At 73.8% G+C, this 15,837-nt stretch carries 9 protein-coding genes and 1 pseudogene; 5 read left to right on the top strand and 5 right to left on the bottom strand.

Annotation, left to right across the window (positions count from 1 at the left end; genetic code table 11):
• The coding region (locus ACFT41_RS15910) for a hypothetical protein (protein WP_377613896.1) at window positions 1–636 on the top strand (636 nt) is incomplete at its 5' end.
• A gap of 81 nt (window positions 637–717) precedes the next feature.
• On the opposite strand, the gene ACFT41_RS15905 is transcribed toward ACFT41_RS15910, so the two are convergent.
• Window positions 718–5,466, bottom strand: a complete 4,749-nt coding sequence (locus ACFT41_RS15905) for a glycoside hydrolase family 2 TIM barrel-domain containing protein (RefSeq protein WP_377584416.1) — start codon at window positions 5,464–5,466, stop codon at window positions 718–720.
• 64 nt (window positions 5,467–5,530) lie between these two features.
• On the opposite strand from ACFT41_RS15905, the pseudogene ACFT41_RS15900 reads away from it, so the two are divergent.
• From ACFT41_RS15900 to ACFT41_RS15890, 3 genes and pseudogenes are all read left to right on the top strand, one after another.
• A pseudogene (locus tag ACFT41_RS15900) lies at window positions 5,531–5,872 on the top strand (substrate-binding domain-containing protein); the annotation flags it as partial.
• A gap of 539 nt (window positions 5,873–6,411) precedes the next feature.
• Window positions 6,412–7,398 (top strand): LacI family DNA-binding transcriptional regulator, encoded by a 987-nt coding sequence (locus tag ACFT41_RS15895; RefSeq protein WP_377584419.1) that lies wholly within the window; start codon window positions 6,412–6,414, stop codon window positions 7,396–7,398.
• Between the two features lie 349 nt (window positions 7,399–7,747).
• Window positions 7,748–10,081, top strand: coding sequence for a beta-L-arabinofuranosidase domain-containing protein (locus ACFT41_RS15890; RefSeq protein ID WP_377584421.1), 2,334 nt, complete (start codon window positions 7,748–7,750; stop codon window positions 10,079–10,081).
• An 81-nt stretch (window positions 10,082–10,162) separates the two neighbouring features.
• Here the strand turns inward: ACFT41_RS15890 and ACFT41_RS15885 are convergent, their stop codons facing one another.
• Entirely contained in the window at window positions 10,163–10,342 is a 180-nt protein-coding gene (locus ACFT41_RS15885; RefSeq protein ID WP_377613895.1) for a hypothetical protein, read from the bottom strand.
• Window positions 10,343–10,516: 174 nt separating this feature from the next.
• Between ACFT41_RS15885 and ACFT41_RS15880 the strand changes: the two genes are divergently transcribed.
• A complete protein-coding gene (locus tag ACFT41_RS15880; protein ID WP_377584424.1) occupies window positions 10,517–11,476 on the top strand; it encodes a hypothetical protein in 960 nt (319 codons plus the stop codon).
• Here the strand turns inward: ACFT41_RS15880 and ACFT41_RS15875 are convergent.
• The 3 genes from ACFT41_RS15875 to ACFT41_RS15865 form a co-directional block, all read right to left on the bottom strand.
• Window positions 11,442–11,996: a dihydrofolate reductase family protein gene (locus ACFT41_RS15875; RefSeq protein WP_377584427.1), complete on the bottom strand. Its 555-nt coding sequence runs from the start codon at window positions 11,994–11,996 to the stop codon at window positions 11,442–11,444. The genes ACFT41_RS15880 and ACFT41_RS15875 overlap by 35 nt on opposite strands.
• A 72-nt stretch (window positions 11,997–12,068) precedes the next feature.
• Window positions 12,069–12,662 (bottom strand): hypothetical protein, encoded by a 594-nt coding sequence (locus tag ACFT41_RS15870; RefSeq protein ID WP_377584429.1) that lies wholly within the window; start codon window positions 12,660–12,662, stop codon window positions 12,069–12,071.
• A gap of 391 nt (window positions 12,663–13,053) precedes the next feature.
• Window positions 13,054–15,492, bottom strand: a complete 2,439-nt coding sequence (locus ACFT41_RS15865) for an ATP-binding protein (RefSeq protein WP_377584432.1) — start codon at window positions 15,490–15,492, stop codon at window positions 13,054–13,056.
• Between the last annotated feature and the right edge of the window lie 345 nt (window positions 15,493–15,837).

The following is a 15,837-nucleotide window of genomic DNA, read 5'->3' as shown; positions in this document are numbered from 1 at the left end:
GCGGCGGCGAGCGCCGCCGCCGTCGGAGCCGTCCTCGCCGCCGGGCTGGCCGGCCCCGCGCGCCGCCGGCGCTGGACGGCGGCCGGGATCGCCGTTCTGCTCGCCTGCGCCGGCACGGCCGCGCTGGTGGTGTCCCGCCCGGCGGCCACGACGACCGTGAGCCGGGATCCCTGCCTGGTCGGGGTGTGGCGGCTCACCGCCGGCCGGTACCACCTGCCGGTCCCGGCCGACTCACTGCTCGGCGGGCTGGCCGGCCTCACCCACGACAGCACCGTCGACCTCACCAGCGGACCGGAGGGCGGCTTCGCCACCGCCTACCGGGCCGACGGCACGGCGACCGATCTGTACGACCTGTCCGCCGCCCAGGGCACGCTCGACGGGCACACCGTGTGGTATGTGCACCGGGGCGTGGTGACCTACCGCTGGTCGGCCAGCGACGGGCGGTACCGCCAGTACGACCAGGTCACCGCTGGCGACGAGGTGGTGCTGCGAGTCGACGACCGTGAGGTGGGCACGACCACCGTGGCGGAGGAGAGCACCGGCACGTACCGCTGCGCCGACGACCGGCTGACGGTGCGCCTGGAGTCCGACGGCGGGGCGTGGAGCGAGGAGACGTTCGTCCGCAGCCCCGCCTGACCGACCGCGCCCGCCGGCGAGGCACGTGAGCCGCCTTCAGCCCGGCGAGGAGCGGGAGTTGCCTCCCGCCCCTCGCCCGGCTCAGCCGGCGCAGGCCAGGCGGGCCGCCGCCCAGTCACCGTGGTCGTTGCCGACCCCGTTGCCGCCGTCGGTGACCCGCAGTTCGAGGCGCCGGCCGCCGGTGACGTCCACGGCGAGCCGCTGCGCCCCGGCGGAACCGGTGAGCACCGGCGTCTGCACCTTGCGCACCCCGTCGACCCACACCTCGAACGCCACGGACCCGTTGTTGCCGGTCTCGTCGTCGACCCCGACGTCGGAGCGGAACGACGTGCAGCGGCCGGCCAGGTCCAGCGAGACCACCGAGGGCGCGTGGACGCCCAGCCCCTTGTCGTAGGTGACGCCGCCGATGCGCAGCGGGCCGCCGTCGCCGCCGGCCTGCTCGCCGTTGCTGCGGTCCTTCTCTACCGGGCCCCAGCCGTTGGACTCGGCCCGCCACGGCTGGTCGCTCAGCCACACCTGGTCGGGTGGCAGCGGCGTGCGCACGGTGGCCGGCGCGGTCACCGAGCTGCGGAAGCCGGCCGACGAGGTCGCGGTGACGGTGGCCGTCAGGTCGTACGACCCGAGGTCCGTGCCGGGCGGCGCGGTCACCTCGAACGTCGCCGTCTCCGGCGCGCCGGCCGCGACCGTGCCGAGGTCGGCGGTGCTCGGCGTGACGGTCCAGCCCGGCGGGGCGGCGAGGGTGGCGGTGACGTCGCGCAGGCCGGCGGCGCAGCGCGCGGTCACCGTCACCTCGACGGGCTCGGCGGTGCCGGGCGTGAGCTGCCCGTCCGTGGTCGCCGCCACGGCGGGCGGGCACGGGGCGGGGGCCCGCGAGTCGACGACCCCGCCGGCGCGCACCTCCGCGACGGTGAGCGGGCGCAGCACGAGTTCCTGGTGGTGCGCCTCGGTCGCGGAGACCGCGAACGGGGGCAGCACCGAGTTGGGGGTTTCCCCCATTCCGCTCTCGCCGGCCGCGGCGTGCAGGGTCACCCAGCCGTCGTTGCGCACCAACGGCAGCTGGTGGTCGTACTCGGCCCGGTCCAGGTCGTCGTACGGGGTGACGCTGACGTCGAGGTCGCCGCCGACGAGCAGCCCCGAACGGCGGCCGTCGCTGAGCGTCGCCCACGCCGCGTCGGTGTGGTTGCCGTACGCCTGGGGGCGGGAGTAGCGCACGTACTCCTCGTCGACGGTGCTGCGCCACACGCCCATCAGCGCCCCGCTGCGCCGGTCGTTGTACGTCTCGTGCGGGCCGCGCCCGTACCAGGCGAACCGGTCGAGCCCGGCGGGGACCTGGATCGCCACGCCCACCCGGGGCAGGTACGGCAGGGAGCCGATCCGGGAGCCGGCGGGCACCACGTCGTGACTGAGGCTGACGGTGCCCCGCGCGTCGATGCGGTAGGTGCGGGTCTGCGCGAACGACAGCAGCTCCCCGGTGCCCGGCCCGGCCGACGTGGACGTCACCCGGACGACCATCTCGCCGCCAGACGTGGACGTGTCGAACCCGGTCACCTCGGTGCGCAGCCGGTCCAGGCCCAGCTCGTGCCAGATTTCCCGGTCGGCGGTGCCCCAGTCGTAGGTCTCGTTGCTGGTCGGCGGGCGGTACACGTCGAGCTGCCCGGCGGCGCGCAGCAGCTCGCGGCCGTCGGCGGTCATGGAGGTGAGCTGCCCGGTGGCGGCGTCGAGGCGGTACCGCCAGCCGTCGCCGGAGACGGTCAGCACGTCGCCGTCGCGGCGGGCCCGGGGCGCCGGCCCGGTCGGCGGCGGGCCGGGCAGCACCCCGGGCACGACGGCGCCGCCGAGGGAGAACTGGTCCTGCCCGAGGACCCAACCGGCCTTCGCCCACGCCGTGTCCCGGGTGCTCGCGGCGGTGAGGATGAGCGACCGCTGCCGGTCGTGCGGGTTGGCCGGCGCGGCCCCGAGGTCGACCTCGACGCTCTGGCCGGGGGCCAGGGTCAACGTCCGGCTGCCGGAGCGCAGGGTCCGGTCGACCTCCGTCTGCGCCCAGCGCAGCCGCACCCGGTGCGTCCCGGCCTGCTGCTCGTTGTGCACGCGGATCTTGCCGGCCGCCGCGTCGACGGCGGTGAACCGGATCGGCGCCTGCGCCCAGGCCAGCTCGGCGGTCTCCGGCTGGAGGTAGCGGTCGGAGCCGACCAGCCCGTCGGTGCCGGAGAGGCTGCGGCCCAGGCTGAGGAAGTCGCCGTCGCGGTCGAAGGTGTCGAAGTCGAGCGCGAGGACCGCCCGGTGGACGGGATCGGCGGCCAGGTCGGCGGCCGACAGTGCGGTCGGGTAGATCCGCACGTCGTCGACGAGCCCTCGGCCGAGGCGGCGGCCCCAGTCGTTGTCCCGCTGGGTCTCCGCGTTGCGGCCGACGTTGACCTCCCACAGGCCGGGGTCGATCGCGCCGGTGCGCGCGGTGCTGCCGGCCTCCCGGCCGTCGACGAGCAGGCGCAGCGTCGCGCCGTCGTAGACGCCGGTGACCCGGTGCCAGGCGTCGTACCAGTCGGCGGGCACGTCGGCGGTGACCGTGGCGCGGCTGCCCCCGGCGTCGACGGCGAACTCCAGGGTGTCCTCGTCGCGCATCTCGATCCCGTACGCCTGGCCCTTGGTCACGACGGGCAGGCTGCCGGCCCACTGTCCCGGCTTGACCCAGGCGTCCAGGGTGAGCGCGGAGCCGGCGACGTCGAGGCTACGGTCGCGGAACACGTCGACGAAGTCGTCCAGGCTGGACAGGGCGACGGCCTGGCCGCGCCCGGGCCGCCCGGGTGCCGGCTCGGGCTTGCCGACCAGGAAGGTCTGGACCCGCCCTGGCGAGGAGTCCGGGGTGAACACCAGCGGCTGGCCCAGGTTCTGCTCCGCCCAGTCCCAGACGAATCCGCCCTGGATCTGCGGGTAGCGGCGGGCCAACGCCCAGAACTGGTCGAAGTTGCCCAGCCCGTTGCCCATGGCGTGCGCGTACTCCCCCATGATCTGCGGTTTGGTGCCGCCGACCGCCTTGGCCTCCAGCCGGGCGGGGGTCGGGTAGCGCGGCCCGGACACGTCGGCGAAGGGCGCGTCGCCGTCGGGGTTGTTGGACTGGTGGTAGAGCAGCCGGGTCGGCTCGTTGGCGTCGGCCCAGGCGGCCATGGCGTGGTGCGCCGAGCCGAGGCCCGCCTCGTTGCCCGTGTCCCACATGATGACGCTGGGGTGGTTCTTGTCCCGGGCGACCATCGCGGCGAACCGGTCGGCGAAGGCGGCGGCCCACTCCGGCCGGTCGGCCAGGCAGTCGGTGGGGCAGTTCTCGTGGGCGTGGGTCTCGATGTCGATCTCGTCGGCGACCCACAGCCCGTGCCGGTCGGCCAGGTCGTAGAGGTACGGGTCCGACGGGTAGTGCGAGGTGCGCACGGCGTTGAGGTGCAGCCGCTTCATGGCGAACACGTCGGCACGTTGCCGCTCGCGGCTCTGGTGCCGGCCGGTGTCCGGGTCGGTCTCGGCCCGGTTGGTGCCCTTGACCAGGATCCGCCGCCCGTTGACGAGCACCTGCCGGTCGCGGACCTCGACCTCGCGGAAGCCGACCGGCTGGGCGGTGGTGTGCAGGGCCCGGCCGTCGGGGCCGAGCAGCTCCAGGGCGAGCGTGTAGAGGGTGGGCTCCTCGGCGCTCCACTTGGCCGGGTCGGTGACCGCGCCGGTCAGGGTGACCCGGCCGCCGGTGGCGTCCGTGGCCAGGTCGAGCGCCCCGGTCAGGGTGGTCACCGTCCGCCCGTGGGCATCCAGCAGCCTGCCGCGTACGGTGTGCCGGCCGGTCGCGCCCCGTGCCGAGCGGGCCACGTCCACCCGGGCGGAGAGGGTGGCGTCGCGGTAGTCGGTGTCCAGGTCGGTGGTGACGTACGCGTCGCGCAGCCAGCTCGCTCCGGTGCGGCGCAGCGTCACGTCGCGGAAGATCCCGCTGTAGCGCCACTGGTCGACGTCCTCCAGGTAGGAGCCGGAGCCCCACCGGTGCACCTGCACGGCGATCCGGTTGCGGCCGGGCTTGAGCCGCGCGGTCACGTCGAACTCCGCTGGCGTATAGCCGCCCTGGTCGTAGCCGACGTATCCGCCGTTGACCCACACGAAGTAGCCGCTGGTGACGCCCTCGAAGCGGAGCACGACCTGGTCGCCGGACCAGTCGGCGGGCAGGTCGAAGGTGCGCAGGTAGGCGCCGGTCGGGTTGACGTCGCGCGGCACCCGGGGCGGGTCGTCGGGCCAGATCTCCTCGGCGACGTTGCGGAACATCGGATGGTCGATGAAGTCCGACTGCCAGGTGTGCGGCACCTGCGCCTTCGGGAAGGCCCGTTCGTCGAACGTGGCGGCGGGGAAGCCGGCCGGCACGTCGTCGGGGCGGTCGTAGATCCGCAGCCGCCACTGGCCGTTGAGGGAGCGCACCTCGCTGTTGCGGGCGGCATGCTCGGTCACGTCGGCCACGGCGGCGCGCACGTCCGGGTACGGCCTCAGGTCGGCGTGCGGCGGCTGCTGCCCCTCGCCCGTCAGCTGCGGGTCCTCCAGGTAGCGGTAGACGTCGGCGGCGGTCTTCGGCCCGCCCGCCGGGTCGACCGCCGGGACGGGCAGGGTGTGCGGCGGCGGGTCCGGGAGCACCGCTGCGGCGGCGGGGACCGCGGTGGCGGATGCGCCGGTCGGCCCGACGAGCGCCCCGGCGGCGAGCGCGAGCCCGAGGGCGGCGCGCAGGAGCCGGGACCGGAGCGGGCGGGCGCGGCCGGGCGGGCGTGGTCGGGCGGGCGTGGTCGGGCGTCTGGCATGGTCGGCTCCCGGGCTCGGCACAGCACGAAACAAGGATCAACAGGAACGATAAGAGGGGAACATCGCCGCACACTTTCTAACATCGGTGGGTGCGGATGTTCAAGGCCCTGTCGCCCCGCCCGCCGCTTTTGTCGCCCCGCCGGCCTTGTGGAGCCGTGGAGCCGTGGAGCCACCATGGCCCAATCCGGCTCCATGTCGGACGATCCCGGGCCTGGGCGGCGCGCGCGTGGCGAGATCGAGGAGCTGCCCAGCGGCTCGCCCCGGCCCCGACTGCCGTGCTGTGCGGCAACGACCTGCAGGCCCTGGGGTCTACGAGGCGGCCCGTCTGGCCGGCCGGCGCATTCCCCGGGACCTCAGCGTCGTGGGCTTCGACGACATCCCGTACACCAGGCTGTGTGGCCCGGCGATGACGTCGGTGGAGCAGCCGCTGACCGAGATGGAGGCGGCCGGCCCGCATGGTGATCGCCCTGGCCGCGAACCAACGCCTCGCCCGGACCCGCGTCGAGCTGGCGACCACGCTCGTCGTGCGGGACAGCACCGCCGCCCCCAGGGCCCGCTGATCGACACCCGGTGGCCCCTCGGAAGCCTCTCCTTGTCGTCATCGACTGACTTCGGTAGCATCCGACTTGATCGATGCATTCCCGTCCCACGCCCGACGCGCCGTCGACCACCGGCGACACGGCGAAGAAGGAAGGTGTCGCCGCAGACCACCACCCGCCGCCGGTTCCGCGCCGCCCGCGATCCGTGATGACGAATATCACGGCCCAGGGCCGCAGCCCGGCTGGTTTCTCCAGCCCCGCCGAGGCCACCGCCGCGTAGACTCTCGCTGATTCAGCGTTGTCCACGGCGTATGTCCGTTTACCTCAAGGCCGCTGTCCGGTGAAGCGCCGGGCTCGACCATCCGGGTGCCGACGGGTCGCGAGGGCGGACGGAGAGGTGGGTGGGATGACCGCGCGCGGTCCTGCGATGAGAGACGTGGCCCGCCTCGCCGGGGTGTCGCACCAGACCGTGTCGCGCGTCCTCAACGGGCACCCCAATGTCCGGGAGCAGACCCGGCTGCGGGTGCAGGCCGCGATCAGCCAGCTCGGCTACCGCCCGAACCGCGCGGCCCGCGCGCTGGTCACCGGGCGGTCACAGGTCCTGGGCGTGGTGGCGCTCAACACCACGCTCTACGGCCCGGCGTCCCTGCTCTCGGCCTTCGAACTCGCCGCGGCCGAGGCGGGCTTCGCCGTCAGCGTGGGCAGCGTACGCAACCTGGACCGCGACTCCATCACGGCCGTCGTCGAACGGCACCTGGCGCACCGGGTCGCCGGGATCGTGGTGATCGCGCCCGTGGAGTCCGCCGGCGAGGCGCTGGACTGCCTGCCCACCGACATCCCGCTCGTCACCGTCGACGGTGACCCCCGCCGGCCGGAACCGCTGGTCACCATCGACCAGGTGGAGGGTGGCCGGCTGGCCACCCAGCATCTCCTCGACGCGGGCCACCGGACCGTCTGGCACGTCTCGGGCCCGGGCGACTGGTTCGACAGCGCCGGCCGGATCGCGGGGTGGCGGGAGACGTTGCGGGTGGCGGGGGCGGAGGCGCCTCCCGTGTTGCAGGCGGACTGGTCGGCGGCGTCGGGTTACCGCTGCGGGCAGATGCTGGCGCGGACGCCGGGGGTGACCGCGATCTTCACCGCCAACGACGATCTCGCCCTGGGCGTGCTGCACGCGCTGCACGAGCACGGCCGACGGGTGCCGGAAGAGGTCAGCGTCGTCGGCTTCGACGACGTGCCCGACGCGGCCTACTTCATCCCGCCGCTGACCACCGTCCGCCCGGACTTCGACACCGTGGCGAAGGCCAGCCTCGCCCTGCTGCTGACGCAGATCGAATCCGGTGCCGACCGCACGCTGCGGCAGACCGTGTCCCCGACGCTGATCACCCGCAGCAGCGTAGCGCCGCCACCCGTGTGACCATGAAGCCGGCCGCGCCGCGTCGACGCCCCTCAACCCTCGGTTGATAGCGATAACATTTCGGCCTGCCGGCCGCGAGTCTTGCAGTGGTCTGCCCCGAACCAGTCGACGCCATCGGTCACAGCCGGCGAGGTGGCGGTTCACCGGTGCAAACGCGTCCGCCTCCTGATCGTAAGAACCTCGATAGAATCACCATCTTGAATCAGTTCGGGCTCCGAACGTAACATGTCAGTCATCATATGTGAACGTTAACGCGACTTGTCTCGGCCGGGCCCGGCGGCGTCCCGGGCTCCGCAACCTGTCCTCGGGCCGCAGTTTCCGTCCCCGGCCCACACCCCTTGGAGGTCCGATGTCCCCGTCCATCGACCGGCGACGCCTGTTGCAGGCCGCCGGCGCGACCGCGGTCGTCTCCGCAGCCGGCACCCCGTTCGCCGGCTCACGACCGGCCGCCGCGGCGCTGGTGGTCCCGCCGGCGCGGCCGGACACCGGCGTCTCGGCGTACCCGTTCGAGCTGGGCCAGGTGCGGCTGACCGCCGGCCGCTGGCTGGACAACCAGAACCGGACGCTGAGCTACCTGCGGTTCGTCGATGTCGACCGGCTGCTGTACAACTTCCGCGCCAACCACCGGCTGTCCACCAACGGCGCCGCGTCCAACGGGGGCTGGGACGCGCCGTCGTTCCCGTTCCGCACCCACATGCAGGGGCACTTCCTGACCGCCTGGGCCCAGGCGTACGCGGTTCTCGGCGACACCACCTGCCGCGACAAGGCGAACTACATGGTCGCCGAGCTGGCCAAGTGCCAGGCGAACAACGGTGCGGCCGGGTTCACCGCGGGCTACCTGTCCGGGTTCCCCGAGTCGGACTTCGCGGCGCTGGAGGCACGCACGCTGTCCAACGGCAACGTGCCCTACTACTGCATCCACAAGACCCTGATCGGGCTGCTGGACGTCTGGCGCTACATCGGCAACACCCAGGCCCGCACCGTGCTGCTGGCGCTGGCCGGCTGGGTCGACACCCGCACCGCCCGGCTGAGCTCCAGCCAGATGCAGGCCATGCTGGGCACCGAGTTCGGCGGCATGAACGAGGCGCTCGCCGACCTCTACCAGCACACCGGCGACGGCCGCTGGCTGACCGTCGCCCAGCGGTTCGACCACGCCGCCGTGTTCAACCCGCTCGCCAGCAACTCCGATCAGCTCAACGGGCTGCACGCCAACACCCAGGTGCCCAAGTGGATCGGCGCGGCGCGCGAGTTCAAGGCGACCGGCACCACCCGGTACCGCGACATCGCCAGCAACGCGTGGAACATGACCGTGAACGCGCACACCTACGTCATCGGCGGCAACAGTCAGGCCGAGCACTTCCGCCCACCCAACGCGATCGCCGGCTATCTCGCCAACGACACCTGCGAGCACTGCAACACGGTCAACATGCTGAAGCTGACCCGGGAGCTGTGGCTGACCGACCCGAACCGGGCGGCCTACTTCGACTACTACGAGCGCGCCCTGGCCAACCACGTCATCGGCGCCCAGAACCCGGCCGACGGCCACGGCCACGTCACGTACTTCACCCCGCTCAAGCCGGGCGGGCGCCGGGGCGTGGGACCGGCCTGGGGCGGCGGCACGTGGAGCACCGACTACAACTCGTTCTGGTGCTGCCAGGGCACCGGCATCGAGATCAACACCAGGTTGATGGACTCGATCTACTTCCACAACGGCACCACGCTCACCGTGAACCTGTTCGCGCCGTCGACGCTGAACTGGTCCCAGCGCGGCATCACGGTCACCCAGAGCACCAACTACCCGGTCGGCGACACCACCACCCTCACCCTGTCCGGCACGATGAGCGGGTCGTGGAGCATCCGGGTACGCATCCCGGCCTGGGCCACCGGCGCGACGATCGCCGTCAACGGCGCGACGCAGAGCGTGGCGACCACGCCCGGCAGCTACGCCACGGTCACCCGCACCTGGGCCGCGGGCGACACCGTCACCGTACGGCTGCCGATGCGGGTCGTGCTCTCGCCCGCCAACGACAACGCCGCCGTCGCCGCGGTCACCTACGGCCCGCTGGTGCTGGCCGGCAACTACGGCAACACCACCCTGAACGCCCTGCCGTCGCTCAACGGCTCGTCGGTCACCCGCACCAGCACCAGCTCGCTCGCGTTCACCGCCACCGCGAACGGCGCCACGGTCAACCTCGCGCCGTTCCAGGACGCGCACGGCTACAACTACACCGTCTACTGGAGCGTCAACGGCGGCACCGGCACCACCACCCACAAGCTGGTCAACGTCGGCAGCGGCCTGGTCCTCGGTGTCCAGAACATGTCCACCGCCGACGGCGGACTCGCCATCCAGTGGGGCGACACCGGCACCGCCGACCACAACTGGGTCGTCGTGACCGAGGGCAGCAACGTCAAGTTCCGCAACGTCAACAGCGGCAAGGTCCTCGGCGTCGAGAACATGTCCACCGCCGACAACGCCCGCGTCCTACAGTGGGGGGACAACGGCACCGCCGACCACCTCTGGACCCTGCTGAACCAGGGCGACGGCACCTACAAGATCCGCAACGTCCACAGCGGCAAGCTGCTCGGCATCCTCAACGGCTCCACCGCCCAGGGCGCGCAGGCCGTGCAGGACTCGGACAACGGCAGCGCCGACAACCGTTGGCGGCTCGTCGCCAACAGCTAGGTCCCGCCCGCGGATCATGAGCGGGCCGCGCCGGTGACGCTGTCGCCGGCGCAGCCCGCTCCACGCGCCCGGTGGGAACGGTCAGACCTCGTCCAGGAACTCGTCGATCATCGGGGCGAGCCACTCGGCGCGCTGCGGGACCGTGCTGTGGGTGGTGCCGGGCAGGATCGCCAGCCGGCAGGCCGGCCAGGTCGCCGGCCACCCCGCCGCCGAGCAGCCAAAACATCTCCACGGCGTGCTCCGGACGGACGATGTCCGCATCGCCCAGCACGATCATGGTGGGGGCGGCCAGCGCGTGGATCTGCGCGGGCGTCCACTGCGGCAGGCGCGCGTCGAGGACCTTCATCCTGGCGACCAGGCGGGGCCACCCCGCCAGGTCCTCGACAGCAGCGGCAGGATCACGCCGAACGAGGTGCCGATGCCGGAGAGCGCGCCGTGGTCGGCTTCGCGCTGTTGCAGGGCGAACCGATCGTGCCGGGCGAGGTCCACGCCGCGCTGGCCGGCCGGGTCGACGGCCGGGCAGCGTGGTTCGTCGCGCACGCGCTGATCGACCGCAGCGAGCTGGCGCTGGCGGCGGAGCTGTTGCCCGCCGGGAGCCGCAGCGCGGTGCTGTTCGCCGCGATCGGCGACCGGTGGGGCCGGTTGCAGGCCACCGACTGGGTGGGCGGCCTGGCCGAGATGCGCGGCGAGCACGAGCGCGCCGCCGCCCTGCACCGGGAGGGGTTGCGCTGGGCCGAGGAGCTGTCCCTGTGGCCGGAGGTGGGCAGCAAGCTGGCCTGGCTCGCGGTGCAGACCCGCGACCACGGGCGCGCCCGGGAGCTGGCCGGGCGCGCGTACGGGCTGGCGGTGGAGCAGGACGCCCCGGCCGCGATGGTCTTCGCGGAGACCAGCCTCGGCATCGCCGCCCGCCGCGCGGGCGAGCTCGACGTGGCCACCGGCCACCTGACACGCGTCGCCGAGCGGGGCCGCCGCGAGACGCGGCCCGCGCTCTACCTGCCGATGGTCCTCGTCGAGCTCGGCTTCGCCGCCGAGCAGGGCGGTGACCCGGCCGCCGGGCTGCCCCTGCACCTGGAGGCGTTCGACGTCGCGCAGGCGATGGGGTCACCGCGGGATGCCGCCGCCGCCCTGGAGGGGATGGCGTCGGCGGCGGGGCCGCCCGAGGTCGCCTCCCGACTGCTGGGTGCCGCCGCCGCTGCCCGGCTGGCCGCGCAGGCCCCGGCCGCGCCCGCGGAGCGCGACGAAACCGACCGGGTGACCGGGCGGCTGGTCGCCGCGCTCGGGCGGGAACGCTTCGACGCGCTGTTCGCCGAGGGCGGGCGGCTCGGCCCGGGTGAGGCCCGGGCCCAGGCCGGTGCGGCCGTCACCCGACCGGCCCCGGCCGGTACGAGGCGATGACCACGCCGCTCTTCATGACCTTGGCGTCGATCAGCTCGAACGACGCCTTGAAGTCCTCCAGGGGCGCCGACATGCTGGCGCCACCGGCGAGAACAGGGTGGATCCAGAACCGCACCTCGTCCACCAGTCCCGCCGTGACCAGCTGCGCGGTGACCGAGCCGAAGCCGTACTGGATGATGTCCTTGCCCTCCTGGGCCTTGAGCTTGCGGACCCCCTCCACCAGGTCGCCGGCGAGCACCCGGGTGTTGTTCCAGGTGGGGTCGGTCAGCGTGGTCGAGGCGACATACTTGCGGACGTTGTTGAAGTAGGCCGCGCCCGTGGTCGGGTCGCTCTCGTCTTGGGCCGGCCAGGCGACGGACATGCCGTCGTACGTGACGCGGCCCATCAGCACCGCGTCGGCGGCGTCGGTCTGCGCCCCGGCGAAGGCGCTGGCCTCGTCGTCGAAGTACGGCATGGTCCACATGGGGTTCTCGATGACGCCGTCGAGGGTGACGTAGGTCGAGTTGATCAGCTTGCGCATCGGGGGCTCCTGTGTCGGTGGCGCTCGTGGTGACACCGACACCCTGCCGGATCGCGCTTACGGTTCGCTTCACTACCGGTAGAGGGTGACGGCGACCTCGGTGGCGTACTGGATCGGGTTGACCGTCGGAAGGGTGAACGTGTCGCCGTACCACGGCGGGGGCGGAGGCGGCGGCGAGGGCCAGCGGGCTGCCCGGCCGGGCCACCCCGGGCGGCGTGGTCGCCGACTCCACCCAGCTGCCGGTCTGTCGGTGACCACCCGGATCGAGCCATCGGCACCGGCGAGGAACACGCTCGACGGGCCGTTGACGAACCGCGCCGCCGCGAGGCGCGCGCCGGCCGGCACCAGGCCCGCCCCCGAGACGGCCGTCGGCGCCCACGGGTCGGGCAACCCGCCGCTTGCGAACCTCACCTGCCAGAGCCGCCCGTCCAGCCCGGCGTAGTACGCCTCCATGCCCGCAGTGGAGGTCGCGGCGACCCCGCCGCCCGCCGCCGCCACGCCGGCCGGCCCGGCCAGCACCGTCGTCCAGGTGCCGGCGGTGGTGCGCCACACGGAGTTCAGCCCGCCGTCAGTGCCGACGAAGACGACTCCGGGCAGGGCGGACTGCCAGGCTGCGGCGACGGTCGCGCCGGGCGGGGCGAGGCCGTTCGCACCGTCGCGGTACACGCCGCAGGACCTCGGCAATGTCGCGGGGTGTCCGGCGCTGATGATCGATGCCGGCGCATGGACGACACCGGTGCGACGGGACCCGCGCGACGACCTGACCGCTGCTGGCGGCTCCGCCTCACCAGGGACATGCCCTTCGGCTCCTAGGGAGCTGCCCCGTCTACGCTCCCACCCCGCACCCCGCACCCCGCACCCTGCGCGCGCTGCACCCCGCACCGCGGCACCCCTGCGCGCGCTGCACCCCGCACCGCGGCACCCCTGCGCGCGCCGGTAGCACAAACGGGGCAGCTCCCTAGGAGCCACAGGAGGGCAGGCCGACCCGGCGGAGGGCGCCCTACGGAAGCCCGTCTCGTCGCGCCGGTCCCCGCTCGCGCGAACGAGCGACGTCGGGTCAGCGGACGCCGCCGGTGTCAGGGTCGAGCTTGGCCCGGACGTGTTCGGCGTCGGGATGATCGAGCTGATCGAGGATGTCGAGCGCCCGGCCCCAGGCTGCGCGGGCGGAGCCCGGGGCACCGGCGGCGTGCCGGGTGTCGCCGAGGTGCGTCAGCGTGGCGGCCTCGAAGTAGCGTTCGCCGGCCTCCCGCCAGAGCGTGAGCGCGCGTTCGTAACAGTCGACGGCCTCCGCCAGGTCGCCGAGGTGGTGGTGGGCGCAGCCGAGGCTGTCCCAGGTGTGTGCCTCCCAGTAGCGGTTGCCGGTGCGCTGCTGCAGGACGAGGGCCTGCCGGCAGCAGTCGAGCGCACGCCGGTGGTCGCCGAGTTGGATGTGGTACCAGCCGATGTTGTTGAGCGCGTTGGCCTGACCGGAGCCGTGACCAGCGGCCTCGAACAGGTCGAAGGCTCGCTGGGCGTGCGCCAGGGCCCGCTGGTGGAGCCCCTGCCGTTCGGCCAGGATGCCGAGGTTGAGGTGGGTACGGGCGCACCCGACGTGGTCGACGAGCGCGTCGTGCAGGCTGAGGGCCTGTTCCAGGTGCGCGCGGGCGTCGTCGTACTCGCCCAGCCGCAGGCACGCCACGGCGCGGTTGCGATGGGCCAGGGCCTGGCCGTTGCGGTCGCCCACCTCGACGGCCGCGCGCAGCGCCAGCCGCTGCGCGGTGGCCTGGTCCTGCCAGGCGCCCAGCCGGTCGAGGTAGGTGTTGATGCTCCACGCGAGCTGCCAGGCGTGGGTGCCGAAGCCGCTGCGCGCGGCCAGGGCGATCGCGGCGAGCAGGGTGCGGTGCTCGGCGGCGAGCCACGTCCACGCCGCCGCCTTGTCGCGCAGGTCCGGCGTCACCACGCCGGGGCACGCCGCCGGCAGGTCGATGGGGTCACGGTGCCGGTGCAGCAACAGGTCCGCGGCGTGCGCGGTGCGCAGGTAGTGCGCGACCATCCGGCCCAACGCGGCGCGGCGTTCGGCCTCGTCGTCGACGGCTTGGGTCAGCTCGACCGCGTAGGCGCGCAGCAGGTCGTGCAGGGCGTACCGGCCCGGGGCATGCTCGGTGAGCAGGTTCGCCCGGGTGAGGGCCGCCAGCGGCCGACGCGCCTCGGCCTCGGTGACCGCCACGAGGCTGGCCGCGGCGGCACCGGAGAGATCCGGGCCGGGGTGCAGCCCGAGCAGCCGGAACAGTCTCGCCGCCGCCGGGTCCAGGCGGCGGTAGGACCAGGACAGGACCGCCCGGACGTCGGTGTCGGTCTCTCCGGCGCAGAACCCGTCGAGGCCGCCCCGCGTGTCGTCCAGCTCGTCGGCGAGCCGGGCCAGGGGAAACTCCGGGTGGGTGGCGGCCCGCGCGGCCACGACGGCCAGCGCGAGCGGCAGACCCGACGACGCGGCCACGATCCGCCGCACCGCGGCCGGCTCGCGGGCCACCCGCTGCACTCCGAGTCGCCGGGACAACAGCTCGCGGGCCTCCGCCGGGGACAGCAGCCCCAGGGCGAGGGGGTGGGCACCCTCCACGGCCACCAGGCCCGGGAGCTGGTGCCGGCTGGTCACCACCACCAGGCTGCCCGGCGCGCCGGGCAGCAGCGGCCTGACCTGCTCGGCGTCGCGGGCGTTGTCCAGCAACAGGAGCATCCGCCGGTCCGCCAGCAGGCTGCGGAAGAGCGCCGCCTGCGCGTCGAGCCCGGCCGGGATCCGGGCCGGCGGCACCGCCAGCGCCTCCAGGAAGCCGCCCAGCGCCTCGGCCGGGCCCATCGGCGCATCCGGGTCGAATCCGCGCAGGTTGACGTAGAGCTGCCCGTCCGGGTAGCGGCCCGCCACCTGGTGCGCCCAGTGCAGGGCCAGGGAGGTCTTGCCGACCCCGGCCGTCCCGCCGATCGCCGAGATCAGCACCGTCCCCGGCGCGACCGGGTCGGCCGACAGATCGGCCAGGGCGGCGAGCTGAGCCGTCCGCCCCACGAAGTGCCGCGCCGCCGGCGGAAGCTGCCGGGGCATCACCCACTCCCCCGCCACCGGGCGGCGTCGCGCGGTGGGGTCCACCGTCCGCTCGGCCGCCGCGGCCCGGCCCAGCTCGGCCCGGGCCGCCGCGCCGAGCCGTTCCCCGGGCCGCGCGGCGTCGGCCGCCCGCAGCAACCGCCAGTGCGCGGCGTCCCAGCGGGCCAGGTCGGTCGCCTCCGGCGGCAACCGGACGCCGGTCCGCTCGGCGTGGGCGACGCAGGCGCCGACGTACGCGACGACGAAGTCCCAGTCGGGCAACGACTTGGCGTTGAGCTTGTCGCTGAGGGTGGACCGGGCCAGCGGCTGTCGGTCCTGCGCGGCGGCGACCAGCATGTTCAGCGACGGCCCGCCGGCCAGCTGTCGCAACCGCCGCAGCTCCTCGACGAACCGGAGGAGCTCCTCACGGCCGGCCTCCCCCACGTCGCACCACCTGACATCCGGACGAACTTCGATGGATGGAAGAGTAGCGATCGGCGGGCCCGCTGCACGCGGAACCGTCGTGATTGCCGCAATCGACTGATGACGGAAAGCGGCGCCGACCGGACCCTGACCGCTTTGGAGTGGCACGCGCCGGCCCAGGGTGACATAGCCACGGATCCGCGCTGCCAGGGCCGCCCGGCACAGGCGCGCCGACGGGGCCCTGACGGAAGGCGGAACGAGCGCGCCCGACATTCATTGACAGGCATGACCGCGAAGGTTACGGTGCGCCAGGAAAGCGCTTTCACATCGCACTCACCGGCCTCCCCACCCGCCCACGGAGGTTCC

It is taken from the genome of Micromonospora sp. NPDC057141 (genome assembly GCF_042670805.1).
GTDB lineage: Bacteria > Actinomycetota > Actinomycetes > Mycobacteriales > Micromonosporaceae > Micromonospora.
Note: the sequence above shows the minus strand (reverse complement) of the source record. Positions and strands in the feature narration are given on the sequence as shown.